The organism is Sphingopyxis sp. L1A2A, assembly GCF_005502465.1.
GTDB lineage: Bacteria > Pseudomonadota > Alphaproteobacteria > Sphingomonadales > Sphingomonadaceae > Sphingopyxis.
Window position 1 is genome coordinate 16,910 of sequence record NZ_SCOT01000025.1, and the last position, 25,143, is coordinate 42,052.

Genomic DNA, 25,143 nt, shown 5'->3' on the forward strand with positions numbered 1-25,143 from the left:
TATGCAAGTTATACCTAGCAATACTAGGCTTAAAACGGAGGATGTATGACGGCGACACCGACCGCAGCAATGACAGCGACAAAGGGCTGGGCCGAGGGCTGGGGGCTGTTCTGGACGCTGACCGCGGCACTGGCCGCGATGTCGCTCGGCTTCCTGCTCGTCATCGGCTGGGACACCGACGGTTACCGGATGGTGATCCGCGCCACCGCGCGCACCTCGCTCATCCTGTTCCTCGCCGCCTTTGCCGCATCCGCCGCGTTCAAACTGTGGCCCGGTCCCTTCACCCGCTGGCTGCGCCGCAACCGGCGCCAGCTCGGCCTCGGCTTTGCGATGTCGCACTTCATCCACGCGCTCGCGATCATCGCGCTGTGGAAAACCGACCCCGGCGTCTTCTGGGTGCTGACCAACCCCAAATCGATCGCCACCGGCGGCACCGCCTATGTCTTCATCGCGCTGCTCGCCGCGACCTCGTTCGACCGCATGGTCAAGGCGATGGGGCCGAAGGCATGGGCTCGGCTGCACTGGTGGGGCGTGTGGATCGTCGCGCTCAGCTTCATCTTCACCAACGGCAAACGCATCCCGGTGAGCGGCTGGTACGCGCTGCCGGTCGTGCTGGTCGTCGCGGTCATCGTCCTGCGCGTCATCGCGGGGCGGAAACAGCGGCGGGCGGCGGTGCTCGCCTAGCGGCGCCGTCGCTACTCGCTGCCGCGCTTGTCGGCCAGCGCGCGCGATTCGGCTTTCAGCGGCCGCGACACCGGGCAAACCTCCTGCACATAACCGTTGAGCACATTGGTCAGTGCGTCGGGCAGCAAGCGATAAAAAACGAACTGGCCGCGCTTTTCACTGGTGATCAGTCCGGCGTTTTCCAGCACCGACAAATGCTGCGAGACCGCCGGTTTGCTCATGTCGAAGCGCGCGGCGATGTCGCCCGCGCTAAGCTCGGCGTGCGCCAGATAGGCGAGAATCTTGCGCCGCGGCGTCGATGCCAGTGCCTGAAAAACCCGTTCCATGATGACCCAGATGGCGACTGACAGCGCCCTTGACAAGAGTTTATATATTTAAGTAATTACTTATCTTCTGTCAGGAGTCGAGCGATGCGTAGCAGTGACGATCCCCATGCCGTCAATTTTCTGATCGACGAGCCCGGGCCGGACCCGCGCAACGGCCACGTGCGCGCCGACATGCCCAGCATCATCTGGAATGGCGGGATGGCCGTCATCGCGCTCGTCGCGGGTCCATTCTTCATCACGCCATCGGCTATCGTCCTGTTTTTCCTCACCACCGGCGCCGCGCTGCTGCTCGGGCACAGCATCGGCTATCACCGGATGATGATCCACGGCAGCTTTGCGGCGCCGCGCTGGCTGACGCGCACGCTGGTCTGGTTTGGCGCCTTCGTCGGCATGGCGGGTCCTTATGGCATCATCCGCGCGCACGACACGCGCGACTGGGCTCAGCGCCAGGCCGACTGCCACCCGTTCCTCGCGCACCAGACCCACATCGTCCGCGACGCGTGGTGGCAGATCTATTGCCGGCTGGACCTTGACCGTCCGCCGCGCTTCGATTTCGCCGAACTCGACCGCGATCCTTTCTATCGCTGGTTGGAAGCGACCTGGCGCTGGCAGCAGCTCCCCGTCGCGCTGATTTTCTTCGCGATCGGCGGCTGGGGTTGGATCGTGTGGGGCGTCGCAGCGCGTGTCGCGGTCGCCAACCACGGTCACTGGCTCGTTGGCCATCTCGCGCACAATCGCGGGCCGCAGCAGTGGACCGTCGATGCGCATGGGGTGCAGGCGTTCGACGTCCCTTGGGCGGCGATTCCGACGATGGGCGAGGCGTGGCATAACAATCATCACGCCTATCCCGGCTCGGCGCGCATCGGGCTGCATCCGGGCCAAAGCGACTGGGGTTATGCGCTCATCGCGCTGCTCGAACGCGCTGGCCTTGTCTGGAATGTCCAGACACCGGAAACGCTGGGCCAGCGCCCCGGCCTGTCCGAGGTCCCTCGACAGCGGCCCGGCTTGGCGCCACACTCGCCGCATGGACACGCCATCACATAGCTGGCCCGCTGCGGCCGAAACCCTCCTCGACGACCTTGTCGACCTGCGCCGCGCCATTCACCGCGAGCCCGAGTTAGGCCTGCAAAACCCCAAGACGCTGGCGAAGATCAAGGACGCGCTCGCCGGGCTGCCGCTTGAGTTTCGCGAGGGGCCGTCGACGACGGGGCTGGTGGCGATCCTGCGCGGGCCTGCCAACGGGCGCACCGTGCTGCTCCGCGGCGACATGGATGCGCTGCCGCTGGTCGAGGATACGGGGCTCGATTTCACCTCTGAAACCACCGGCGCGATGCATGCGTGCGGGCACGACACGCATGTCGCGATGCTGGTCGGCGCCGCGAAGCTGCTGTGCGCGGCGCAGGATCGCCTGCCCGGCACGGTGATGTTCATGTTCCAGCCGGGCGAGGAGGGACATCATGGCGCGCGCTTCATGCTGGACGACGGCATTATCGATCCGCTGCCCGATGCGGCCTTTGCGCTCCACATCATGCCCAACGCGCCGCACGGCATTTTTGCGTCGCGCGCCGGGCCGCTGCTTGCCTCGTCCGATGTCCTGTCGATCATCGTCAAGGGCGCAGGCGGCCATGCATCCATGCCGCACGATGCCATCGATCCGATCCCGGTCGCCTGCGCGATTGTCACCGCGATCCAGACGATGGTGACGCGCCGCGTGTCGGTGTTCGACCCCGCGGTCGTGACGATCGCGAAGATCGCGGCGGGGACGACGAACAATATCATCCCCGAAACCGCCGAGCTGCTCGGCACGATTCGCACGCTTTCCCCGGAAAGGCGCGCCATGGTGGCGCGCGAGCTGAAACGCCTGGCCCCTGCGATCGCCGAAGCGCATGGCTGCACCACCGAGGTGCAGATCGAAGAAGGCTTCCCCGTCACCATCTGCGACAGCCGCGCCGTCGCGTTCGGCCAGTCGGTCGTCGAAGCGACCTTCGGCGAGGCGGCGTGGCTGACGATGGACCATCCGGTGATGGGCGCCGAGGATTTCTCTTATGTGCTCGAAAAAGTTCCCGGCGCAATGTTCTGGCTCGGCGCGAGTGAGCAGGGCAGCGACTGGCGCGCTTGTTGCGGCCTCCACAGCAACCGCATGGTGCTCGACGAAAAGGTGATGGCGCGCGGCGCCGCGCTGCACGCGGCGCTGGCGGAACGGTTTTTGAGCGAAGGATTTGGCTTATGATCAACATTATTGGCGCCATCGTCTCGGGCCTGATCATCGGGGCGCTGGCGCGCTTCTTTTATCCCGGCGCGGTGCAAATGGGATGGGTCGCGACGATCCTGCTCGGCATCGGCGGCTCGTTGCTTGCGGGTCTCGCCACCTCGCGCGGCCGCGGCGACTTTCACCGCGCCGGGTGCTTCGCGTCGGTGATCGGCGCGATCGCGCTGATTTTGGTCGGGCGGTTGCTTGGCGTCGGCGGGTAGCGGCCAGGACCGGGCGGGACCAGTTTCATGGCAAATGCCATCGGGCATCTCGCGGCGTGGGCCAGCCGCAAATATCCGTTCGAGAAGGGACAATGGCGGCTCGGCAGCCTCGCGTATCGCCTGCTGCCTGAAGGCGCGGTGCGCGCGCAAAGCCGCACCACCCAAACGCGGCACGGTTTTGCGTTGCGGCTCGACCTGGGCCAGTTCGTCGACCGCACCATCTATTGCACCGGCGGCTGGGAGCCGCTGGAGACGCAGGTCATATTGGCGGCGCTAAAGCCGGGCGATACCTTCGTCGATGTTGGCGCCAACATCGGTTTCTTTTCGCTGCTCGCGCACCGGCTCGTCGGGCCGACGGGCCGCGTCCATGCGATCGAGGCGACCCCGTCGACCGCCGACCTGCTCGCGCACAATATCGCGCTGAGCGGCGCGGGCGCGGGCGCGATTACCGTCCACCGCTGCGCCGCGGGCGACCGCGACGGTGCGGTCACCATGGTCGTCCACGACGCGGGCAATATTGGCAGCAACCATGTGTCGTTCGACGGCGCGGGCGCGGCGATCCCGCTGCGCCGTCTCGACCAGCTGCTCAGCGGCGAGGTGATCCGGCTGATCAAGCTCGACATCGAGGGCGCCGAAGCGATGGCGCTGCGCGGTGCCGGCGCGCTGCTCGACGGCGACCCGGCGCCGGCGCTGCTGTTCGAATTTTCGCCCGACATGCTGCGCGGCATGGGCGACGATCCCGCGGCGCTGCTCCACGATCTGGAGGCCAGGGGGTACATCATCTACGAAATCCACCCCGGGCGGCTGATCCCGCGCGATGATACAGTCCTCGATCGCGCCCAGACCTATCTGCTCGCGCTGAAACCCGGCGATGCACTGCAAGCCGCGCTGGGCGGTTAAGGCACCAGCACCGTATCGACCGCCTGCGGCAACAGGTCGGGATAATCGAGCGTGTAGTGCAGCCCGCGGCTTTCCTTGCGGTGGAGCGCGCTTTTCACGATCAGTTCGGCGCATTGCAGCAGGTTGCGCAGTTCGATCAGGTCGGTGGTGACGCGGAAATGGCCGTAATAATCCTCGACCTCGCCGGTCATCATGTTGATTCGATGCTGGGCGCGTTCGAGGCGTTTGGTCGTGCGCACGATGCCGACATAATTCCACATGAAGCGGCGGATTTCGGTCCAGTTCTGCTTGATGATCACCTCTTCGTCCGAATCGGTGACGCGGCTTTCGTCCCACGGGCGGATCGGCGGGGGCGGTTCGAGCTGGTCCCAGCGCGCGATGATGTCCTTTGCCGCCGCCTCGCCGAACACGAAACATTCGAGCAGGCTGTTCGACGCGAGGCGGTTGGCGCCGTGCAGCCCGCTTTCGGTGCACTCGCCCGCCGCATACAGACCCGGCAGGTCGGTACGCCCGGCGAGGTCGATCAAGATGCCGCCGCAGGTATAATGCTGCGCCGGGACGACCGGGATCGGCTGCTTCGTCATGTCGATGCCCAGCGTCAGCAGCTTTTCATAGATGTTCGGAAAATGCCCGGCGACGAAATCGGGATCGAGGTGGCTGATGTCGAGATGGACATAATCGAGCCCCGACCGCTTGATCTGATCGTCGTTGGCGCGCGCCACGACGTCGCGCGGCGCCAGTTCGGCGCGCGCATCATAATCGGGCATATAACGGTGGCCGGTGACAGGGTGCTTGAGGATGCCGCCCTCGCCGCGCACCGCCTCGGTGATCAGGAAATTCTTGACGTCGAGGTTGTAGAGGCAGGTCGGGTGGAATTGCATCATTTCCATATTCGACACGCGGCAGCCGGCGCGCCACGCCATGGCGATGCCGTCGCCGGTCGCGCCCCGCGGCGCGGTCGAGAATTGATAGACGCGCCCCGCGCCGCCGCTCGCCAGGATCGTCGCGCGGCCGACATGCGCGTGGACCTTCCCGCTCTTTTCATCAAGCGCATAGACGCCCCACACGCGGCCCGAGCCCGAATAGCGTTCCTCGTGGCGACCCGTGATCAAGTCGATGCACGCCTGCCCGGGCAGCAGCGTGATGTTCGGATGCGCCTCGGCGGTCTTCAACAGCGCCGCCTGCACCGCCCAGCCGGTCGCGTCGTCGACATGGACGATGCGGCGGTGCGAATGACCGCCCTCGCGCGTCAAATGTAGCGCCTCGGCGTCCTTGTTGAACGGCACCCCCATTTCGACCAGGCGCTCGATCGAGGCGGGGGCGTTTTCGACCACGAACTCGACCGTCTCGCGCCGGTTCAGCCCGGCGCCCGCGACCATCGTGTCGTCGATATGATTGTCGAACGTGTCGCCCGCATCGAGCACCGCGGCGATGCCGCCCTGCGCCCAGGCGGTCGACCCGCCGGTCAGCTCGCCCTTTGCCAGCACCAGCACGTTGCAATGATCGGCCAGCGCGATCGCCGCGGTCAGCCCGGCTGCACCCGATCCCACGATGATGACGTCGTATTCACTCATGGCGCCTCTGTTGCACAGCGGGCGGCCGCATGACAGGGGGGATCGATGGTCGCCGTCAAGGGGAATAGTCGTCATGCCTAAAGCCGAGCTTCAGCGGCGGTCGCTGCTCGCCGGGCTGGCGGCGTTGCCGCTGGCGGGCTGTGCGACGGTGATGCCGGGCGCCTCGCGCGGCCTGACCGTCGCCACGTTCAACATCTGGCACGACGCGGGCGGGCGATGGCCGGCGCGGCTGGTGCTGCTCGCTTCGGCGCTGCGCGCCGTCGGTGCCGATGTCATCGCGCTGCAGGAAGTGCTCGAAGACCGGCGCAAGGACCTGCCCAACCAGGCCGACACGATCGCGCGCCAACTCGGCTACCCCCACGTCCATTTCGTCGCGGTCGAGCCCGAAGGCGCGCCGAAACGTTATGGCAATGCAATCCTGACGCGGCTGCCGGTGATCGCGGTCGCGCGGCACAAACTGGCACCGCTTGCCGATTCACGCACCGCGATCCGCGTCCGGGTGCAGAGTGCGGCCGGACCGGTCGACATCGTCGCCACCCATCTCGCGTGGCAGCCCGAGGCGGGGGCGATGCGCGCCGAACAGCTCGCCGACCTTATCGCCTGGTTGCCCACCGACGGGGTGCCGTTGATCGTGCTGGGCGATTTCAACGCGCCGCTCGACGATCCGGGGCTAAGCGCGATGGGGCCGCCGCGCTTTGTCTCGGCGCTGCCGCCCGGCGCCGCGGCAACGACGCTCAACCCCGCGCGCGGGCACCAGCCGCGGGTGATCGACCATATCTTCGTCGAACCCGCCGCCTTTGCCGTCACCGAGGCACGCGTCATCGGCGACCAGCCGGTGGGCGGCGAATATCCGTCGGATCATTTCGGGGTCATGGCGCGCCTGATGCGGCGTTGAATCGCCTCAGTTGGTCGATGGCGGCCGGTCGAGAAGCCGATCGATCGTCCCTTCGACATCGGAGATTTCGATTTCGATCAGAATCGGCGCCAATGCCTCCCGATCCTGGCTGACCCGCGCTGCGTCGAAGCGATCAAACAGGCCGCGCGCATAAAGCCGCTCATTGACCGTCATCCCGGCCAGCGGCTCATCTGCGTCACCCATTCGCCGCGCGCGTCAAATTCAGAAACACATCTTCCAGATCAGCCTCGCGCGTCGACACATCGACGATGCCGTGCCCCATCGCGTTCACTGCGGCGAGAACTTCGCCCGCGTTCATGCGGTCCTTGTTGTAGCTGATCGCCAGCCCGCGCGTCCCCTCGCGCTCGATCTTGTCGAACGCGGGATGCGTCGGCAGGTCGGTGATATCTTCGTCCAGCGTCACCACGACGATCTTTTCGCGCGCCATGTCGACCAGCTCGCGCGTCGGCTTGTTTGCGATCAGTCGGCCATGGTTGATGATCGCGATGCGGTCGCACAGCTCCTCGGCCTCTTCCAGATAATGCGTCGTCAGCACCACCGTCACGCCGCGGTCGTTGAGCGACTGGACATAGGACCACAGCTGCTGGCGCAGTTCGATGTCGACCCCGGCGGTCGGTTCGTCGAGCACGATAATCGGCGGCGAATGGACCATCGCCTTGGCCACTAGCAACCGGCGCTTCATCCCGCCCGACAGCGTCCGCGCATAGGCGTCGCGCTTGTCCGACAGGTGAACCGCGGCGAGCAGGTCGTCCGAAATGCGCTTCGTCCGCGGCACGCCGTACAGCCCGGCCTGATTCTCCAGCGTCTCATACGGCGTGAAAAAAGGATCGAAGACGATTTCCTGCGGCACGATGCCGATCGAATATTTGGCGTTGCGCGGATCGGCATCGATGTCGAAGCCCCAGATGCTCGCCGATCCCGCCGTCTTGTTGACCAACCCCGCCAGGATGTTGATCAACGTCGACTTGCCCGCGCCATTCGGGCCGAGTAGCCCGAAAATCTGCCCGCGCGGCACATCGAAACTGACATTGTCGAGCGCCTGCTTGCCGCCGACATAGGTTTTCGAGACGGCGTCGATGCGGATGGCGGCTTCGGTCATGGCCCGTGCCATAGCCGCGCGCCGCCACGTGTAAAAGCCCCCATCGCCCCGCGCGCCTTTGCCCAGCGCCGCGTTAACGCTATGTTGGAAAATCGCCGTTAGGACCAACGCAGTGAGGACCAGACACACAAATAACCCGCAGTTCGCGCTGCGCGGCATCGCCGTCTGTGCGCTAATGATGGCCCCGGCCGTCGCGGCGCCAGCCCATGCCCAGTCGACCGCGCCCGGCGAAGCCGAAGCGATCGTGCTGCGCCCTCTCTCTTTCTTCAAGGTCAACGACCTCGATTTCGGCGACATCATTCCCTCGGCCACCGCCGGTACGGTGACGCTGGCGCCCGACGGATCGCGCAGCCGCACCGGCGGCGTCACGCTGGCCGGCGACGGCGGCGAACCCGCGCGCTTTGCCGGACTCGGCAGCCTCAACCGCCAGGTCAATATCTCGCTCGGGTCGAACACGATCTGGCTCAACGGGCCGGGGGTACGGATGCGCGCCCGCACCTTTGAAATCGGCAGTACCCCGACCGCGGTCCTGTCGACATCGCCGACGCGGTTCCGGATCACCTCGCCGCTCGGCAATTATAATTTTCCGGTCGGCGCGACGCTCGAGGTCGGCGCCAACCAGGCGCCGGGCGACTACAGCGGCACGTTCACGATCACACTCAACTATCTCTAGAGCTTCTGTGGGGGAAGAAGCGGCACCGGATGACCACCTATATTCGCCAGAATATTGGCCGGTGCCGCAAACCCACCCTGACACCGCGTAGCGCAGACCCCGATTGCTCCCGCCCCGCGCGCTTGCTATGGGCGCGGTCGATGACCCAGCCCGCGCCCGAAACCATCCGCACCCCCAAAACCCGCATCGCTTGCGACGGCACCGGCGACGGGCTGGCCGATGCCGCGCTCGGCCATCCGCGCGTGTGGCTGGAAATCGACCCCGACGCAGGCTTTGCCGACTGCGGCTATTGCGACCGGCGCTTTGTCCTGAGCGGCGGGATCGCCGACAAAGGTTAAGCGTCCGCGGGATCGCCGATCACGCCTGAACGCCGGGGCCAGATGTAAACGACCCCTTTACCAACCCTGTGCATCAACGACTCACGCCCCGCTGGCATATCTGTGCCAGACAGGAGCAGAATCTGTGGGGATTCGAGGGACCAAAAATTGTCGGGACGCGGTGCACGCCCTGACCATCGCCGCCGCCGCGGCGGGCGCGCTGCTATGCGCGCCGGTCCATGCCGCCGACACCAATGTCACCGTCAACGCTGCGGTCGTCCGCCCGAACACGCTGATCAAGACCGACGATCTCGATTTCGGGACGCTGGTCAGCGGCGCAACCGGCGGCACCGTCACGATCAACCCGGTGACCAACGCGCGCACCTCGGGCGGCGGCGTCACCCTGGTGGGCACCAGCGCGCGGCGCGCGGTGTTCCAGGGCACCGGCGGCATTTTTCTGATCACCGTGTCGGGCAGCACGTCGGTGACGCTGGCGCGCGTCGGCGGCGGCGCACCGCCGATGACCGCGACGCTGGTCCGCGCCGCCAGCACCAGCGGCGGCGGCATCGCGCTGCTCGGCGGCACGCTGTTGCCCAGCGGGGTGCAGACCTATTATATCGGCGGCACCCTTACCGTTCCCGCCAACCAGGCGCCCGGCGATTACAGCGGCACCTTCACGCTGACCGTCAATTATCTCTGACCGCTGGCGTCGCGCGGCGCGCGTGCCTATATCGGGCCAATGACCAGTCCCACCGACCCCCGCCGCTTCCTTTATCGCGCCGATGCGCTCGACCCCGACTTGGCGCAGGCGCTCGCGCGCGAAGCACTCGCCAAGGCCGACGATGGCGAGCTCTATCTGCAATATCGCGCGACCGAGAGCTTCGGGTTCGACGACGGCCGCCTCAAAACCGCCGACTATTCGACCGACGCCGGTTTCGGCCTGCGCGCGGTGTCGGGCGAGATGACGGGGTTCGCCCATGCCAGCGACATCAGCGCCGGGGCGATCCGCCGCGCCGCCGAAACACTGGCGTTGCTCGACCCCGCCAGCCAGCCGCACGCCGCCCCACCGCCGCGCACCAACCGCCACCTCTATGACGAGGCGAACCCGCTCGACCTGATCCCCTTCGCGAAAAAGGTCGCGCTGTGCCAGGAAATCGACGCCGCGGCGCGCGCGCGCGACCCGCGCATCGCGCAGGTGTCGGTAAGCCTTGCGGGCAGCTGGTCGGTGGTCGAGATCGTCCGCGCCGACGGCTTTCTCGCCACCGACATTCGCCCGCTGGTCCGCCTCAATATCAGCATCGTGGTCGAGGATAATGGCCGCCGCGAAACCGGCACCTTCGGCCTCGGCGGTCGTTATATGTACGACCATCTGTTCGAGCCCGCACAGTGGAACCGCGCGATCGACGCGGCGCTGGCGCAGGCGCTGGTCAATTTGCGCGCGGTCGATGCCCCGGCGGGCGAATTCACCGTCTTGCTCGGCCCCGGCTGGCCCGGCGTGCTGCTCCACGAAGCCGTCGGCCACGGGCTCGAGGGCGATTTCAACCGCAAGGGCACCAGCGCCTTTTCTGGCCGCATCGGCCAGCGCGTCGCCGCCCCCGGGGTGACGGTGGTCGACGACGGCGCGATGGACAGCCCGGTTGGCGGCGGCCGCCGCGGCTCGCTCAGCATCGACGACGAGGGCACCCCGACCGGCGAGACGGTGCTGATCGAGGACGGCATCCTGAAAGCCTATATGCAGGACCGCCTCAACGCGCGGCTGATGGGGGTCGAACCGACCGGCAACGGACGGCGTGAGAGTTTTGCGCACGCGCCGATGCCGCGGATGACCAATACCTTCATGAAGGGCGGCAGCGACGATCCCGCCGAGCTGCTCAGCCGCGTGAAAAACGGTATCTTCGCCAAAAGCTTTGGCGGCGGGCAGGTCGACATCGTGTCGGGCAAGTTCGTGTTCAGCTGTACCGAGGCGTACAAGATCGAGAATGGCAAGCTGGGCGATTCGATCAAGGGCGCGACCTTGATCGGCGACGGGCCCAGCGTGCTGACCAAGGTCATGGGCATCGGCAACGACATGGCGATCGACGAAGGCATCGGCATCTGCGGCAAGGGCGGCCAGAGCGTCCCCGCGGGCGTGGGCCAGCCGACGCTGCTGGTCAGCGGGCTGACGGTGGGCGGGACGGCGTAAGCGTAACAGAATTTCGTCATTGCGAGCGAAGCGAAGCAATCCAGAGTGTGACAAGCCGCCCTGGATTGCTTCGCTTCGCTCGCAATGACGAAACCAGTGTGACCTACCTCACTTGGCGTGCCGCCTTCCCGCGCCTATAGTGCTCCAAACAGAAAAGAAATCGGGCCGCATCATCCGCCGGGTCTTCCCCGGCAACAGGGAGGATATCATGCGTTCGAGTCTGCGTTTCGTTTCCGTCGCGACCATCGCCGCGATGCTCGCCGTCCCCGGTTCGGCCCAGAAAAGCACCGGCCCCAAGGAACGTTATGAAATGGACGTCGCGACCGCGTCGGGCTTTGCCGCGATGGCGGCGGGCGGGCGCGGGGTCGGCAATGTCATGGGGATGATGTTCGGCGGCGGGCCGGAAGGCAAGGTCGCGCACACGCTGGAATTGCGGCTGGGGTCGACGCAGGCGCCAACCGCGCCGCCGGTCAAGGCCGATCATTTCTTCCTGCCGCAGGCCAAGCTCGGCAAATCGGTGCCGTTGTGGGGCCCCGAACCGGGCAAGCGCCAGGACGAGACCGGCACGACCGAAATGCCAAAGGATTTCGAGCGCCCCAAGGGCCGCCTGCTGCTGTTCTGGGGCTGCGGCGCCAAGGCCGGGCCGGGGCAGCCGGTGATCATCGATTTCGCCAAGCTCGCGGCGGGACAGATGCCGCCGAACCTTTACACCACCACCGTACCGCGGATCCGCGAGGTGATGACGTCGAACAGCAAATCCTATGCCGGCTGGCCGAACAGCAAATCGGCGAAACAGCCTTCGGCGGGATCCTCGCTGCTCGGCGCGCACCGGATCGCGGGCAATGTCGGCCCCGAAATCAACTTCACCCTGGCGCAGGACTATATGCCCGCGCTGAATGCATCGACGACGATGCAGGGCGACGGGTCGGTGATGATCCGCTGGAACCAGCTGGTCCCCGCCACCGGCTATGTCGCCTGGGCGTTCGGCGGCATGGACCGCGGCGGCGCTGGCGGCGATATGGTGTGGTGGACCAGCAGCAATGCGCGCGAATTCGGCGGCGGGCTGTGGGACTGGCTGCCGCCGTCGACCGTCGCCGGGCTGGTGAGCAAAAGGGTGGTGATGCCGCCGGCGCAGACCAGCTGCGCGATCCCGGCCGAGGTCAAAAAGGCGTCGGGCGAGATGATGTTCGGCAATCTCAACGCCTTTGGCCCCGAAGCCAATTTCTCTTATCCACCCAAACCCGCGGGCAATGCGGTGTGGAACATCGACTGGACCACGAAAGTGCGTTTCCGCTCGCACACCAGCCTGCTGATCGGCGCCGATTTCGGCGGTATGGGCGGCGCGAATGCAGGCGGCAGCACCACCGCGCCACCGGCGAAAAAGAAGAAATGCAAAGGCCCGCTCGGCATCCCGCTGCCCGACGGGGCATGCTGAATCGCGCCAATGCCGTCATCAGTCAGCCCTTGTTCACGCTGGCGTGGGTATGGCGGCATCAGGTAGGGTAATGAGCAAGACAGGAGTCGGACCATGCGCCCGCTGATCACCACCATATTCGCCGCCGCCGCAATTGCGGCCATGCCCGCCGCCGCGTCCGCGATGGAACGGCTGGCACCCGAAGAGCGGCTTGCCAAACTGCTCGACGGCCGCGCCGCCGGTCCGCCGCAGAATTGCATCCAGCTATCGAGCGTGAGCAGCAGCCAGGTGATCGACAAGACCGCGATCGTCTATCGCATCGGCAGCACCCTGTGGGTCAACCGCCCCGAGGGCGGCGCCGGGTCGCTCGACGATGATGACATCCTGATCACCAGATTGTCGACCGGCCAGCTGTGCAGCATCGACACGGTCCAGTTGCAGGATCGCAGCAGCAACATGTACAGCGGCTTTGTCTCGCTCGGCAAATTCGTGCCCTATCGGCGCGTCAAGGGCGAATAGCCGCATTCACCTCTCATCCGTCATCCTGGCGCAGGCCGGGATCGCACTGGCGCGTCCATGCGTATGAGCTTGATGATTTCAGGTTGAACCGTAGCCCTGAGCTTGTCGAAGGGCGCTTCTCGGATAGCCGCCCTTCGACAAGCTCAGGGCTACGGTCTTTTTTCGCCAAGGATTTGACCGCGCGTGACGCAAAGCGACCACACCCCGCCCACCGACTGGGCGCAGCAACTCCTCGCCTTCTGGTTCGACGCGCATGGTCAGGACGACTGGTACGGCGGCCGCCCCGATTTCGACGCGGCGGTGCGCGCACTTGCGGGCGACTGGCACGATGCCTTGCGGTCGCAACCCGCCGAAACCTTCCTGACCGACCCCGACACCGCGCTGGCGGCGACGATCCTGTTCGATCAGGTGCCGCGCAACATCTTCCGCGGCACCGCCGACGCCTTCGCCACCGACAGCCTGGCCCGCGCCATCGCGCGCGGGATCGTCGCCCATGGCTGGGATCAGGACTGGCCCGACGAGCGGCGCCAATTCGCTTATCTGCCGTTCGAACATAGCGAGGAGATCGCCGACCAGCGCGAATCGCTGCGGCTGATGGGCCAGCTCGCCGACCCGATGTTCCATAATTATGCGAGGCAGCATTTCGCCATCATCGACCGCTTCGGCCGCTTCCCGCATCGCAACGCCGTGCTGGGCCGGGCGACCCGCTCCGAGGAGCAGGCGGCGGTGGAGGAAGGCAAGAATTGGTGATAGGGCGGGCGCGACCAAATCGCGGAGCCCAGCCATGGCCGACTTTACCGACACGCTGACCGACAAACATATCGCCTTCATCGACCAACAGCCGGTCTATTTCACCGCGACCGCCGCCGCCGATGCCCGCATCAACCTGTCGCCCAAGGGCTATGCCGACAGCTTTCGCGTCCTGTCTGCCACGCAGGTCGCCTATCTCGACCTTGCCGGGTCGGGCAACGAAACCCACGCCCATCTTGCCGCCGACGGCCGCATCACGATCATGTTCTGCGCTTTTGACCGCAGCGCGCTGATCCTGCGCATCTATGGCCGCGGCCGCCCGGTGTTGCCGCAGGACGATGAATGGGACGCGCTTGCGGCGCATTTCACCCTGCTGCCCGGCACCCGCCAGATTTTCGTCATTGATGTGGAAAGCGTCCAAACCAGCTGCGGCTGGGGAGTGCCGATGATGGAGCTGCAACACGAACGCGACACGCTGCGAAAATATCACCGCCAGGCCGACCGCGCGCTGTGGGTCGAAAAGACGCAGGGGCGCACCAAAAGCATCGACGGCCTGCCAACCCGCGCCACCGACCGCTTTATCGAAGGCGAGACTGCCTGATGCCGCTGGTCGAACTGGTCCGCCTGCCCAACGGCGCCGAAGCCGAGCTATTGCGCGGGCGGATCGAAAGCGCCGGGGTTCACGCGGTCTGCTTCGACGCGGGGATGAATATCGCCGAAAGCGTCGGGCTGATGATCCCGGTGCGGATCATGGTGCTCGACGAGGATCTGGACGAAGCGCGGGCATTGCTGGCGGAATTTGAGGCGGGCTAGCTGCAACCCAACCCCACATCCGTTCGTCCTGAGCTTGTCGAAGGACCGCTTTTCCTTTTGAAAGAAAGAAGAACCGTGCTTCGACAAGCTCAGCACAAACGGATTCAAGGTCAGTTCCAAACCCTCCCATGATCAAAGTCGCCAGTTACAATATGCGCAAGGGCATCGGGCTCGACCGCCGCCGCGATCCCGAGCGGGTGCTGTCGGTGCTCGGCGAACTCGACGCCGACATCGTCGCATTGCAGGAGGCCGACCGGCGCTTCGGCACCCGCGCCAGCGCCATCCCGCCGCATATGTTCGACGAGCATAGCGATTATGTTCCGGTCGGGCTGACCGGGCGCCCGCACAGCATCGGCTGGCACGGCAATGCGCTGCTGGTCCGCAAGGGGGCAATGATCGAGGAAAGCCACGCGCTGCACCTGCCGACACTTGAACCGCGCGGCGCCGTCGCGGCGACGATCCGCATCGGCGAGACAAGATTGCGCGTCATCGGCATGCACCTCGATATTTCGGGGCTGCGCCGCCGCCAGCAGGCGCGCGCGATCCTGAACCATGTCGCCGAGGGCGAAGCGCTGCCGACGATATTGATGGGCGACTGCAACGAATGGCGCGCGACGGGCGGGTGTCTGCACGATTTCGGCGAGCGGCACCGGCTGGTCGATACCGGCCACAGTTTCCACAGCCGCCGACCGGTCGCCAAGCTCGACCGCATCTTCGCCTCGCCCGACCTCGAAGCGGTCGATGCCGGGGTGCATCGCAGCGCGCTGGCGGCGCGGGCGTCGGATCATCTGCCGATCTGGGCACGGTTCAGAGCGGCGGGGTAATAGCGGCGGGTCTGGACGGCGGCTTTGGGGTGGGGAGCGGCACTGCCCAATTTATAGGCAATCCTCTGCCTCGCCTGCCCAGAAGACGACCGATTATTCGTCTCATACGCCACAAACCGTCACAAAATGTTAACTTTCCCGCCACCCGCGCAATCTGGCACGGCTGTTGCAGTGCAACATGGTGCTATTGGCAAAAGGGGGCATCATGAAATTGATCCTGGCAATCATTAAACCATTCAAGCTCGACGAGGTGCGCGAAGCGCTCACCGGCTTGGGTATCGCCGGAATGACCGTGACCGAGGTCAAGGGGTTCGGACGGCAAAAGGGACAGACCGAAATTTACCGCGGCGCCGAATATGCCACCAACATGGTGCCGAAGGTAAAGATCGAGCTGGTCTGCGACGACGCGCTCGCGCCGCGGGTGGTCGAAACGCTGCAGCAAAGCGCCGGCACCGGTTCGATCGGCGACGGCAAGATTTTCGTTCTCGACGTGGGTCAGGCGGTGCGCATCCGCACCGGCGAGACCGGCGAGGCGGCACTGTGATGACGAAGGGGGAAACTATGACGTTCGCAAATAAATTTGCGGCGGGCGCCGGGGCCGTTGGCCTGTCGCTGTTCGCCGCGCTGCCCGTGTGGGCGCAGGACGCCGCAACGGCGGTGGCCGCGCCGGCGGCGCCGGCTGCCGAAGCGGCGGCTCCCGCCGCTTTCGTGCCGACCGCCGAGATGGTCAACAAGGGCGACGTGGCCTGGATGCTCGTCGCATCGGCGTTGGTGCTGATGATGTCGGTGCCCGCGCTGGCGCTGTTCTATGGCGGGCTTGTCCGCGCCAAGAATATGCTTTCGGTACTGATGCAGGTGCTGACCATCGTCTGTGTCGCCGCGCTGGTGTGGTTCAGCTGGGGCTATTCGATGGCCTTCACCTCGACCGGCACGCCCTTCCCGTCGCTGTTCGGTGGGCTCGACAAAGCGTTCCTCGCGGGGGTCGATGTCACGACTTTCGCCGCGACCTTCTCGAACGGGGTGTACCTCCCCGAATATGTCTTCGTGGTGTTCCAGATGACCTTCGCCTGCATCACGCCGGCGCTAATCGTCGGGGCGTTTGCGGAGCGCGTGAAGTTCACGCCGCTGATCATCTTCACCGTGCTGTGGCTGACGCTCGCCTATTTCCCGATCGCGCACATGGTGTGGTACTGGGCCGGCCCGGACTTCCTGCACGCCGCGCCGACCGACATGGGCCTGCTGTGGGGCTGGGGTGCGCTCGACTTTGCCGGCGGCACTGTCGTCCACATCAACGCCGGTATTGCCGGCCTGGTCGGCTGCCTCGTGATCGGCCCGCGCCTAGGTTACAACACCGAACCGATGCCCCCGCACAATCTGGTCATGACGATGATCGGCGCCTCGTTGCTGTGGATCGGCTGGTTCGGCTTCAACGCAGGTTCGGGTCTCGAAGCCAATGCCTTCGGCGCGCTGGCTTTCATCAACACGCTCGTCGCCACCGCAGCGGCAGGCGCGACCTGGGCGATCATCGAGCAGATCATCCACAAGAAGCCCTCGCTGCTGGGCGGGGTTTCGGGTGTCGTCGCCGGTCTGGTCGCGATCACCCCGGCGGCGGGCTTCGCCCACCCCGGCACCGCGATCCTGCTCGGCGCGGTCGCCTCGCTGGTCTGCTTCTTCTTCGTCACCACGGTGAAAAAGAAGTTCAAATATGACGACTCGCTCGACGTCTTCGGCATCCACGCCGTCGGCGGCATCATCGGCGCGATCGGCACCGGCTTCGTCGCCAATCCGGCGTGGGGTGGTCAGGGCTGGATCGATTACACCGCGCCCGTCGCTGTGGCCGGCGAGTTCGACCTGACCGGCCAGGTGATGACGCAGATCTGGGCCGTCGGCACCACCGTGCTGTGGACCGGCGTGGTCAGCTTGGTGCTGTTCCTCGGCCTCAAATACACCATCGGCCTGCGCCCGTCGAAGGACGTCGAGCAGGAAGGGCTCGACCTCGCAGAGCACGGCGAGCGCGCCTACAATATGTGACGAGACAGGATACCCGCCGCCGCACGCTCTTTCTCCTTTCAAACGGCGGCGGCGGGATCCTCACCAGGTTCCTCCTGCGAACCACTGGCCGGGACCGATGTCCCGGCCATTTTTTGCTTGTGGCCACAACGGCCACGGGCCGGGGTTTTGTCCCCGGCAATTTCCCGACTGTGGCCGCGGTGCAACATGTCGCGGCGATTTTTCGCGCAAGATTCATGCGCCATTGCGAAATTGTGACAAAAGGCGCACCTCTCACGGCGCGACGCGGCAACATAGCTGCGCGTTTATTCAGAGAGGAAATCACCATGCATGCTCGCACTATGCTGCTGGCCGGGCTTTCGACGCTCGCGCTGGCTACTATTGCCACGCCCGCCGCTGCCCAGGATGCCGGCGCCGCCGAAGACGACAGCAACATCATCATCGTCACCGCGACCAAGCGCGACGCCAATCTTCAGGACATTCCCTTCTCGATCAACGCCCAGACGGCCGAGGATATTCAGAAATCGGGCGCCGTGACGCTGGAAGACCTGTCGCGCAATGTTGCGGGGCTGTCGGTCCAGAACCTCGGGCCAGGGCAGAGCCAGGTGTCGGTGCGCGGCGTGTCCGCCGGCCAGGTCGTCCGCGACCAGCCCGGCGTCAAGGAACAGGTCGGGGTCTATTTTGACGAAAGCGTCATCTCGCTCTCGCTCTTCACCCCCGATGTCGACCTCTACGACCTCAACCGCGTCGAAACGCTGCGCGGGCCGCAGGGCACGTTGTTCGGCTCGGGGTCGGTCGGTGGGACGATCCGCTACATCACCAACCAGCCGAAAATCGGGGTGATGGAGGGCAGCGTCGAGGCGAACCTCAACCTCGTCGACGGCGACGACATCGGCGGCCATCTGAAGGGCGCGGTCAATATCCCGATGGGCGACAAGGCGGCGCTGCGCGCGGTCGGCTATTACACGCGCTACGGCGGCTTCATCAACGCGGTCGGCCCGGCGGGCGGCGACGACGTCAACAGCGGCGAACGCTATGGCGGGCGCATCGCGGTGACCTTTGAGCCGGTTGATGATGTCACCATCACCCCGCGCGTCGTCTATCAGAAGGTGACCGCCGACGGCTTCAACCGCCAAGACATCTACAATCTCTATGGCAACCGCTTCACCACGACACGGCCGCAGGTGATCTACGACGAGCGTGAGCAATATCTGCTGCTGCGCGAGGGTTTCCAGGACGAGACGCTGATCGCCGACCTGGTGATGAACGCCAAGCTCGACGGCGTGTCGGTCACCTCGGTGACCAGCTATACCAATCGCGACATCCTCGTCAGCCGCGACGCGAGCGCGCTCACCGGGTCGGTCTCGGTCGATCTCGGCTTCCCGGCCGCGGGCGTGCTGCTGCCGTCGAACCTCGTTGACACCACCGACCTCAAGACCTTCACGCAGGAAATCCGCCTCGCGTCGGACTATGACGGCGCTTTCCAGTGGGTGTTCGGTGGCTTCTATTCGAGTGCCGACCGCTTCTATCGCCAGCGTCTGCCCACCCCGGGCTACGACGTTTTCACCGACGCCAGGTTCGGAGCGGGCACCGCGGTGGCGACCGCCAACGGCTTTCCCGCCAATTCGCCGTACAACGCCGACCTGCCCTATAATATCAAGCAGCTCGCGATCTTCGGCGAAGGCACTTATTCAATCACGGACGCCTTCGACGTCACTGTGGGCGGCCGCTATTACGACTTCGTCGAGACGCGGCGCTTCGTCACCGGCGGGCTCTTCTCGAACCTCGACAACCGCCGCGACAAGACGCGCTCGAACGGCGTCAGCCCGCGCGTGCTGCTGAGCTACGACGTCAGCGAGAATGTCAGCATCAACGCCCAAGCGTCGAAGGGCTTCCGCCTCGGCGGGGTCAATGATCCGCTCAACCTGCCGCTCTGCACCCCCGCCGACGCGGCGCTGTTCGGCGGCTTCCAGGACTATGATGACGAGACGCTGTGGAACTATGAGGTCGGGGTGAAATCGCAAGGCCGCGGTTTCACCTTCAACGCCGCAGGTTTCTATAACGACATCCGCAACCTGCAGGTGACCCTCGACGCCGGCAGCTGTTCGTCGCGCATCGTCTTCAACGTCGACAAAGCCCATTCGATGGGAGTCGAATTCGAACTCGGGCTGTCGCCGGCCGACGGGCTCGATTTCAACCTGTCGGGCAGCCTGATCGAGGCGGAATTCGACACCACCTTGCCGGGTGTGCTCGCCACCGCGACGGGGATTCGCGAGGGCAACCGCCTGCCGTCGGTGCCGAAATTCCAGCTATCGGCGTCGGGCAGCTATGAATGGCCGATCGGCGACGCCGCGAACATGTATGTCGCGGCATCGGTGCAGCATGTCGGCACCCGCTTTACCCAGCCCGCCGACCAGGAAAACAACCCGCGCACCTTTGTCCACGGCCTGCCGTTCGGCGGCGCCCCGGCGGGTTCATCGACGACGGTCGACCTGCAATTGCCCGACTATCAGCTGGTCAATCTCAGCGCCGGGGTCGACTTCGACAACGGCCTGTCGCTGATCGCCTATGTCAACAATGTCTTCGACGAAAACGCCCTGCTGTCGTTCGATCGTGAACGCGGCGGCCGGGCGCGGCTCGGCTATACCGTCGGTCAGCCGCGCACCTTTGGCATTACCGCGCGCAAGACGTTCTAAGACGAAAAAGGGGCCGGTTCGGGTGCGAACCGGCCCCTTTTTGCTGCGCGCTGCACTGCACAATATTTAGGCAGCGCTGCCGCGCATTTAGGCCTTCCCAACATGACATTAATATGGCATTCATTGCGTCAACAGTTTCAGGAGGGGAGAGCCTGAAAGGCTGGGCCGGGACGCAAGTCCCGGCCCTCTTTTTTGCCCGCCGTCCAGGCTACCCCGGAAAACGCCTGATTTCAGGATGTTCGATGAAGTCGCAGCGTTGCAAAGACGCGCCAGCTGCCATCATCCTGCAACACCGAATCGCTGACCAGCAGCCGATCGGGCGCTTCGAGAACATAGGTTGAGCGGCCGATTTCAACATCGGCGCTGCCCCAGAAATTGATCCATTCCGAAACAGTCAGCCGCCCGCCGATCGGGCGTGTGCGGCCAGTGCTGTCGGTCCAGCTGCCGCGCACCCGGCCCTTGCCGTCGACGCGGTAAATCGCCTCCGCCGCATAGGCGATCGGCGGCGCTCCCGATACCGCCAGCCGATAGGCGAGCGCCGTCGCACTGCCATCGGGCGCCGCGACGATCACCAGCGTCGCGGTGGCGGCTTTGCCGAACGCGGTCCCCTCGCCATTCCAGCTTCCGTGCCACGCGGCGAGCGACGGCGCGGGCGCTGCGATCCCCGGCGTGGGGGCGGCGGGCACCGGCTCGTCAGCGGCAGCCGGGGACGCGATCGCCAGCAGCGCCGCCATCGCCCACCGCGCCGTCATGCCGCCATTTCTGACCGCGAAAACATGAAGCTATTACCGTCGGGGTCATAAAAGGTGATGAGCTTCACCAGCCCCGGGATATGCCGGATATCGCCGTCCTGCCGCACCCCCTCGGCATCGAGATGCGCCTTGGCCGCATCGATGTCGGCGACCTCGAACACATTGGTCGCACCGCCGCCCTGCACGACCGTCTCGACCTCGCTCAGCCCGATATTGACCCCCGCCATCGGGCTCGCCAGCTCGCACCAGCCGATCTCGTCGGCGCGGTAGAGCAATTTGCAGTGCATCACCCGCTCGTACCAGGCGATCGCCGCGGTCATGTCGGTCACCCCCATCGAACAGGTGAGTTCGGATCCGATTTCGAGTGTCATATCATTCCTCCCAAAACCAACGCGCTTGCGCCAATGGTCCGGTTTGTATAGTTACTTGCAAATGCCGTCAAGCGTACCCGATCCGCTGCTTGTCCAGCTCGGCAGCCACCGCTGGCTGGTGCCGCTGCTCGCCGATCTGGCGGCGCATCGCGGCGCGCGCTTTGTCGAACTGATCCCCCGGCTGGCGCTGCCGCGCGACAGCCTGACGCGCACGCTGGAAGCCGCGGCGACGATCGGCTGGGTGCGGCGCAACCCCGGTCACGGCCACCCACTGCGCCCCGAATATATTCTGACCGAGGCCGGCGAAGTCGCCGCCGCGCGCGCCGCGACGATCGCCGCGGCGCAAGGCGCGGTCGGCCTGCCGCCGGGCGCCGCAACGCGGTGGGGATTGCCGCTGGTCGCCGGGATCGGCAGCGGGCACGACCGCTTCAACGCCCTGTCGCGCCTGCTCGCCCCCGCCACCCCGCGGGCGCTGTCGCAGGGGCTGGCGGCGCTGGGGGCGCATGGATTGGTGCGGCGCGATGTGCTCGATAGCAGGCCGCCGACGAGCCGGTATGGCCTGACGCAGAGCGGGCGCTTGCTGGCCGAGGCTTGTTTCTGAATCTCGTCATCCCGGCGAAGGCCGGGATGACGATAAAGAGTCAGGCCAAAGCCGCCCGCACAAAATCCGCCGCGCGTTCGCCGATCATGATGCTCGGCGCATTGGTGTTGCCCGACACCAGCCGCGGCATGATGCTGGCATCGGCAACCCACAGCCCGTCGATGCCGTTGAGCTTCAGCGTCGGATCGACCACCGCATCGGCATCGCTCCCCATTCGGCAGGTGCCGACGGGGTGATAAACGGTGTCGGCGCGGCTGCGGATCAGCGTGTCGAGCGCGGCATCATCGTCCAGATCGACCGGATGCCGATCGCTTCCCGCATAATCCGCCAGCGGCGGCGCGGCGACGATGCGGTGCATCATCCGCACCCCTGCCCGCAGCGTCGCGATGTCGCGGTCATCGGTCAGGAACCCCGGATCGATCGCGGGCGGCGCCGCCGCGTCGCTCGACGCCAGCCGCACCGTACCGCGGCTTTCGGGGCGCAGCACGCAGGCATGACACGAAAAGCCATGGCCCTTGACCTTGGTCCGCCCATGATCCTCGAGCATCGCGGGAACGAAGTGATATTGGATGTCGGGCGCGGGCAAATCGGGTCGCGATTTCCAGAAGCCGCCCGCTTCGGCAAAACAGGTCGTCATGATCCCGGTGCGTCTGGTGCGATGTTCGAAGATCGCCTGCACCATCCGCCACGTGCCCGCGAGGCTGTCGCCGAGCGGATCGCCCGAGCGCGTTTCCCAGCTCGACACATAGTCGATATGGTCCTGTAGATTGTCGCCGACCGCAGCGCGGTCGAGGGCGACGTTGATCCCCATGTCCTGCAAATGCGAACCCGAACCAATCCCCGATAGCTGAAGGATCTGCGGCGACCCGAACGCCCCCGCCGACAGCACCACGCCGCCGCGCGCGCGCAGCGTCTCACGCTGCGATCCGCGGCGGATCACCACCCCGGTGGCGCGCCCATCCTCGACCAAGATCTTTTCAACCAACGCCTTCGTGCGAATGTCGAGGTTCGCGCGCCCGCGCAGCGGCTCGACATAGGCGCGCGCCGCCGACCAGCGTTCGCCCGCTTTCTGGGTCACCTGATAGAGCCCGAAGCCTTCATTGTTCGGGCCGTTGAAATCGCTCGTGCGCGGCAGTTGCATCGCCGCGGCACTCTCGACAAAACGACGGCTCGTCACATTGGGCCAACGCTGGTCCATGACGTTGAGCGGCCCGTCGCCGCCATGATAGGCGTCACCGCCGCGCTCATTGCCCTCGCTGCGCTTGAAGTAGGGCAGCACATCGGCATAGCTCCACCCCGTCGCGCCGAGCGCCGCCCATTGGTCGTAGTCGAATTGGTGGCCGCGGATATAGACCATCGCGTTGATCGCACTCGACCCGCCGAGACCGCGCCCGCGCGGCTGATATCCGGTGCGCCCGTTCAGTCCCTTTTGCGGCACGGTGTCATAACGATAGTTCGACGATTGCGGGATGAAGGGCATGAACCCCGGCGTCTTGACCCGCATCGTATCATTGGTCCCGCCCGCCTCGATCAGGCACACCGTCCGCGTCCCATCCTCGGCCAGCCTTCCCGCCGCCGCGCTCCCCGCGCTGCCGCCGCCGATAACGATGATATCGAACTGATCCCCAACACTCATGCGCGCCGCTCCCCTCGCCACCCGATCGGTGGTCAATCGGGACTTACATGAATGTCATTAGCGGGCGTGGCAACCCCTCTCCGTTCGTGTCGAGCGAAGTCGAGACACGCGAAGGCGGGCGCAGACGTGTCTCGACTTCGCTCGACACGAACGGGATTAGAGGTGGACTTGTTCAGCAGGTTCCTTTGGTCGCCCCGCCGCCCAGCGCTCCTTGATCATCGCGCTCGTCGCACGGCTACCGTCGTGGCTCCAGCCGGGTTCGCGCCAGATATAGCTCAGCTTGTGGCGCCACGGCGCGGCCCACACATCCTTGGCGATCCCGACCCATTCGTGCACCGCCGCCCACAATATGTTGAAGCTGCCAAGCTGCTTGACGATGCCGTAACGCACCGGTTCGTCGTCGCGTTCGGCGACAAAGCTGCCGAACATCTTGTCCCAGATGATGAAGACCCCGGCATAATTGGCGTCGAGATAGCGTGGGTTCACCCCGTGGTGGACGCGGTGGTGCGACGGGGTGTTCATCACCGCCTCGAACCATTTCGGCAGCCGCTTGATCGCCTCGGTATGGATCCAGAATTGATAGATCAGGTTCAGCCCGGCGCAAAAGAACACCATCGCGGGCGGGAAGCCGATCAGGAACAAGGGTAGGCGGAAGATGAAGCCGAGGCTGATGAAACCCGTCCAGGTCTGCCGCAGCGCGGTCGACAGATTATAATGCTGGCTGGAATGGTGAATGACATGGCTCGCCCAGAACCAGCGCACCCGATGCGCACTGCGGTGAAAGACATAATAGGCGAGGTCATCGAGGAAGAAGCAGAGGATCCACGCCCACCACCATCCCTTGAAATCGATCCCGATGTCGAACAGCCGGTACTGGTGCAACCACACCGCAAGCCCGACCACGATCCCGCCGACGAGCGCGCTCGCGACTTGGCTCCCCGTGCCAAGCATCAGCGAGTTCAGCGTATCGCGGGCTTCGTAACGGCTTTTGTCGGCGCGCCGCGCGACGATCATCTCGGCGATCAGCAGCAGGATAAAGGCCGGGATCGCATAGGTGACCGGATCGGGCAGCTTATCCACGCCCGATCTCCCGCATCCGGCTCGCCCACATCCCGGCGTCCTTGCCCAAATGCAGCGTCACCGCGCCAAATGTCTTTTCGGGCATCGTGAGGGTCAGGAAATCCTTGTCGAGCCGTCCCATCACGCTGGCGTCGATCGGCCGCGCTGCGAAATGGTTGCCATGCGCGCGCACCAGCAGCTGGCGTCCCTCGCCATTGCGGACGATCGCGGCAAAGCCCGCGCGGTCGCGCGCCACCTCGATGCCGCAAAACCCCGCTTCGGCCTCTTCGGCGAGGCGGATCGCATGCGCGTCGTCGGCGATCCGCGGATCGGCGCCCAGCCCCATCTTGCCCACCAGCCACACGACAAACAGCACCGCGACCACCGAGCCGCCAAGCTGGACCAGCTCCGCCAGCGTCACCGCTCGCCGGCCAGCGCGTCGAGCCGCACCGTACCGCGGCTTTCGGGGCGCAGCACGCAGGCATGACACGAAAAGCCATGGCCCTTGACCTTGGTCCGCCCATGATCCTCGAGCATCGCGGGAACGAAGTGATA

The 25,143-nt window shown here is 65.6% G+C and carries 29 protein-coding genes; 20 read left to right on the plus strand and 9 right to left on the minus strand.

The features are described from left to right. Positions 1–45 precede the first annotated feature (45 nt). Positions 46–684 (plus strand): ferric reductase-like transmembrane domain-containing protein, encoded by a 639-nt coding sequence (locus FFS68_RS13155; protein ID WP_137753661.1) that lies wholly within the window; start codon positions 46–48, stop codon positions 682–684. A gap of 11 nt (positions 685–695) precedes the next feature. On the opposite strand, the gene FFS68_RS13160 is transcribed toward FFS68_RS13155, so the two are convergent. Next, positions 696–1,010: a metalloregulator ArsR/SmtB family transcription factor gene (locus FFS68_RS13160; RefSeq protein ID WP_137753662.1), complete on the minus strand. Its 315-nt coding sequence runs from the start codon at positions 1,008–1,010 to the stop codon at positions 696–698. An 84-nt stretch (positions 1,011–1,094) separates the two neighbouring features. On the opposite strand from FFS68_RS13160, the gene FFS68_RS13165 reads away from it, so the two are divergent. Genes FFS68_RS13165 through FFS68_RS13180 form a run of 4 tightly spaced genes read left to right on the plus strand, consistent with a single transcriptional unit; the run spans position 1,095 to position 4,382 of the window. Next, complete coding sequence (locus tag FFS68_RS13165; protein ID WP_137753663.1) at positions 1,095–2,054, plus strand: acyl-CoA desaturase; 960 nt, start codon at positions 1,095–1,097, stop codon at positions 2,052–2,054. Beyond that, positions 2,035–3,240 carry a M20 family metallopeptidase gene (locus FFS68_RS13170; protein ID WP_137753664.1) on the plus strand — a complete coding sequence of 402 codons (1,206 nt, stop codon included), beginning with the start codon at positions 2,035–2,037 and terminating at the stop codon, positions 3,238–3,240. The genes FFS68_RS13165 and FFS68_RS13170 overlap by 20 nt, the downstream gene beginning before the upstream one ends. Further along, positions 3,237–3,482: a GlsB/YeaQ/YmgE family stress response membrane protein gene (locus FFS68_RS13175; protein ID WP_137753665.1), complete on the plus strand. Its 246-nt coding sequence runs from the start codon at positions 3,237–3,239 to the stop codon at positions 3,480–3,482. Before FFS68_RS13170 ends, FFS68_RS13175 begins: the two co-directional genes overlap by 4 nt. Before the next feature lie 27 nt (positions 3,483–3,509). Next, positions 3,510–4,382 carry an FkbM family methyltransferase gene (locus FFS68_RS13180; protein ID WP_137753666.1) on the plus strand — a complete coding sequence of 291 codons (873 nt, stop codon included), beginning with the start codon at positions 3,510–3,512 and terminating at the stop codon, positions 4,380–4,382. Here the strand turns inward: FFS68_RS13180 and nadB are convergent. Continuing rightward, positions 4,379–5,956 (minus strand): L-aspartate oxidase, encoded by a 1,578-nt coding sequence (gene nadB / locus FFS68_RS13185; protein WP_137753667.1) that lies wholly within the window; start codon positions 5,954–5,956, stop codon positions 4,379–4,381. The two genes, FFS68_RS13180 and nadB, sit on opposite strands and share 4 nt — an antisense overlap. Before the next feature lie 73 nt (positions 5,957–6,029). On the opposite strand from nadB, the gene FFS68_RS13190 reads away from it, so the two are divergent. Further along, positions 6,030–6,851, plus strand: a complete 822-nt coding sequence (locus FFS68_RS13190) for an endonuclease/exonuclease/phosphatase family protein (RefSeq protein ID WP_171003873.1) — start codon at positions 6,030–6,032, stop codon at positions 6,849–6,851. Between the two features lie 6 nt (positions 6,852–6,857). Here FFS68_RS13190 and FFS68_RS13195 read toward each other — a convergent pair whose 3' ends face one another. Together FFS68_RS13195 and FFS68_RS13200 are read right to left on the minus strand one after the other, a co-directional pair. After that, the gene (locus tag FFS68_RS13195; protein WP_137753669.1) at positions 6,858–7,055 is read right to left on the minus strand and encodes a hypothetical protein; all 198 of its coding nucleotides are present in this window, start codon (positions 7,053–7,055) and stop codon (positions 6,858–6,860) included. Beyond that, on the minus strand, positions 7,048–7,971 hold the full coding sequence (locus FFS68_RS13200) for an ABC transporter ATP-binding protein (RefSeq protein ID WP_137753670.1): 924 nt from the start codon (positions 7,969–7,971) through the stop codon (positions 7,048–7,050). The genes FFS68_RS13195 and FFS68_RS13200 overlap by 8 nt, the downstream gene beginning before the upstream one ends. Positions 7,972–8,083: 112 nt before the next feature. Between FFS68_RS13200 and FFS68_RS13205 the strand changes: the two genes are divergently transcribed. From FFS68_RS13205 to FFS68_RS13265, 13 genes are all read left to right on the plus strand, one after another. Continuing rightward, complete coding sequence (locus FFS68_RS13205; RefSeq protein WP_249340152.1) at positions 8,084–8,644, plus strand: DUF4402 domain-containing protein; 561 nt, start codon at positions 8,084–8,086, stop codon at positions 8,642–8,644. Between the two features lie 140 nt (positions 8,645–8,784). After that, positions 8,785–8,982 (plus strand): zinc-finger domain-containing protein, encoded by a 198-nt coding sequence (locus FFS68_RS13210; RefSeq protein ID WP_137753671.1) that lies wholly within the window; start codon positions 8,785–8,787, stop codon positions 8,980–8,982. A gap of 160 nt (positions 8,983–9,142) precedes the next feature. Beyond that, positions 9,143–9,661 carry a DUF4402 domain-containing protein gene (locus FFS68_RS13215; RefSeq protein ID WP_171003874.1) on the plus strand — a complete coding sequence of 173 codons (519 nt, stop codon included), beginning with the start codon at positions 9,143–9,145 and terminating at the stop codon, positions 9,659–9,661. A 39-nt stretch (positions 9,662–9,700) separates the two neighbouring features. Then, positions 9,701–11,143, plus strand: coding sequence for a metalloprotease TldD (gene tldD, locus FFS68_RS13220; protein ID WP_137753673.1), 1,443 nt, complete (start codon positions 9,701–9,703; stop codon positions 11,141–11,143). A gap of 208 nt (positions 11,144–11,351) precedes the next feature. Further along, positions 11,352–12,578 carry a hypothetical protein gene (locus FFS68_RS13225; protein WP_137753674.1) on the plus strand — a complete coding sequence of 409 codons (1,227 nt, stop codon included), beginning with the start codon at positions 11,352–11,354 and terminating at the stop codon, positions 12,576–12,578. 93 nt (positions 12,579–12,671) lie between these two features. Next, positions 12,672–13,076, plus strand: a complete 405-nt coding sequence (locus tag FFS68_RS13230) for a hypothetical protein (RefSeq protein ID WP_137753675.1) — start codon at positions 12,672–12,674, stop codon at positions 13,074–13,076. 183 nt (positions 13,077–13,259) lie between these two features. Further along, the gene (locus FFS68_RS13235; RefSeq protein ID WP_137753676.1) at positions 13,260–13,826 is read left to right on the plus strand and encodes a DUF924 family protein; all 567 of its coding nucleotides are present in this window, start codon (positions 13,260–13,262) and stop codon (positions 13,824–13,826) included. Between the two features lie 34 nt (positions 13,827–13,860). Further along, entirely contained in the window at positions 13,861–14,427 is a 567-nt protein-coding gene (locus FFS68_RS13240) for a pyridoxamine 5'-phosphate oxidase family protein (RefSeq protein WP_137753677.1), read from the plus strand. Continuing rightward, on the plus strand, positions 14,427–14,639 hold the full coding sequence (locus FFS68_RS13245) for a DUF2007 domain-containing protein (RefSeq protein WP_137753678.1): 213 nt from the start codon (positions 14,427–14,429) through the stop codon (positions 14,637–14,639). The genes FFS68_RS13240 and FFS68_RS13245 overlap by 1 nt, the downstream gene beginning before the upstream one ends. A gap of 128 nt (positions 14,640–14,767) precedes the next feature. Next, positions 14,768–15,463, plus strand: coding sequence for an endonuclease/exonuclease/phosphatase family protein (locus tag FFS68_RS13250; protein ID WP_137753679.1), 696 nt, complete (start codon positions 14,768–14,770; stop codon positions 15,461–15,463). Between the two features lie 205 nt (positions 15,464–15,668). Further along, on the plus strand, positions 15,669–16,007 hold the full coding sequence (locus tag FFS68_RS13255) for a P-II family nitrogen regulator (protein ID WP_003043080.1): 339 nt from the start codon (positions 15,669–15,671) through the stop codon (positions 16,005–16,007). Between the two features lie 17 nt (positions 16,008–16,024). Next, entirely contained in the window at positions 16,025–17,494 is a 1,470-nt protein-coding gene (locus FFS68_RS13260; protein ID WP_137753680.1) for an ammonium transporter, read from the plus strand. A 305-nt stretch (positions 17,495–17,799) separates the two neighbouring features. Continuing rightward, positions 17,800–20,169: a TonB-dependent receptor gene (locus tag FFS68_RS13265; RefSeq protein ID WP_137753681.1), complete on the plus strand. Its 2,370-nt coding sequence runs from the start codon at positions 17,800–17,802 to the stop codon at positions 20,167–20,169. A gap of 230 nt (positions 20,170–20,399) precedes the next feature. Here the strand turns inward: FFS68_RS13265 and FFS68_RS13270 are convergent, their stop codons facing one another. Both FFS68_RS13270 and FFS68_RS13275 read right to left on the minus strand, forming a co-directional pair. Further along, positions 20,400–20,921, minus strand: coding sequence for a hypothetical protein (locus FFS68_RS13270; RefSeq protein ID WP_137753682.1), 522 nt, complete (start codon positions 20,919–20,921; stop codon positions 20,400–20,402). Continuing rightward, on the minus strand, positions 20,918–21,292 hold the full coding sequence (locus tag FFS68_RS13275) for a VOC family protein (RefSeq protein ID WP_137753683.1): 375 nt from the start codon (positions 21,290–21,292) through the stop codon (positions 20,918–20,920). Before FFS68_RS13275 ends, FFS68_RS13270 begins: the two co-directional genes overlap by 4 nt. Before the next feature lie 61 nt (positions 21,293–21,353). Here FFS68_RS13275 and FFS68_RS13280 point away from each other — a divergent pair, with 61 nt between their 5' ends. Beyond that, positions 21,354–21,893: a winged helix-turn-helix transcriptional regulator gene (locus FFS68_RS13280; protein WP_171003875.1), complete on the plus strand. Its 540-nt coding sequence runs from the start codon at positions 21,354–21,356 to the stop codon at positions 21,891–21,893. Between the two features lie 40 nt (positions 21,894–21,933). Here FFS68_RS13280 and FFS68_RS13285 read toward each other — a convergent pair whose 3' ends face one another. From FFS68_RS13285 to FFS68_RS13295, 3 genes are all read right to left on the minus strand, one after another. After that, positions 21,934–23,529: a GMC family oxidoreductase N-terminal domain-containing protein gene (locus FFS68_RS13285; protein WP_137753685.1), complete on the minus strand. Its 1,596-nt coding sequence runs from the start codon at positions 23,527–23,529 to the stop codon at positions 21,934–21,936. Positions 23,530–23,685: 156 nt separating this feature from the next. Beyond that, complete coding sequence (locus tag FFS68_RS13290; RefSeq protein ID WP_137753686.1) at positions 23,686–24,609, minus strand: sterol desaturase family protein; 924 nt, start codon at positions 24,607–24,609, stop codon at positions 23,686–23,688. Beyond that, a complete protein-coding gene (locus tag FFS68_RS13295) occupies positions 24,602–25,009 on the minus strand; it encodes a hypothetical protein (RefSeq protein WP_137753687.1) in 408 nt (135 codons plus the stop codon). The genes FFS68_RS13290 and FFS68_RS13295 overlap by 8 nt, the downstream gene beginning before the upstream one ends. Positions 25,010–25,143 lie beyond the last annotated feature (134 nt).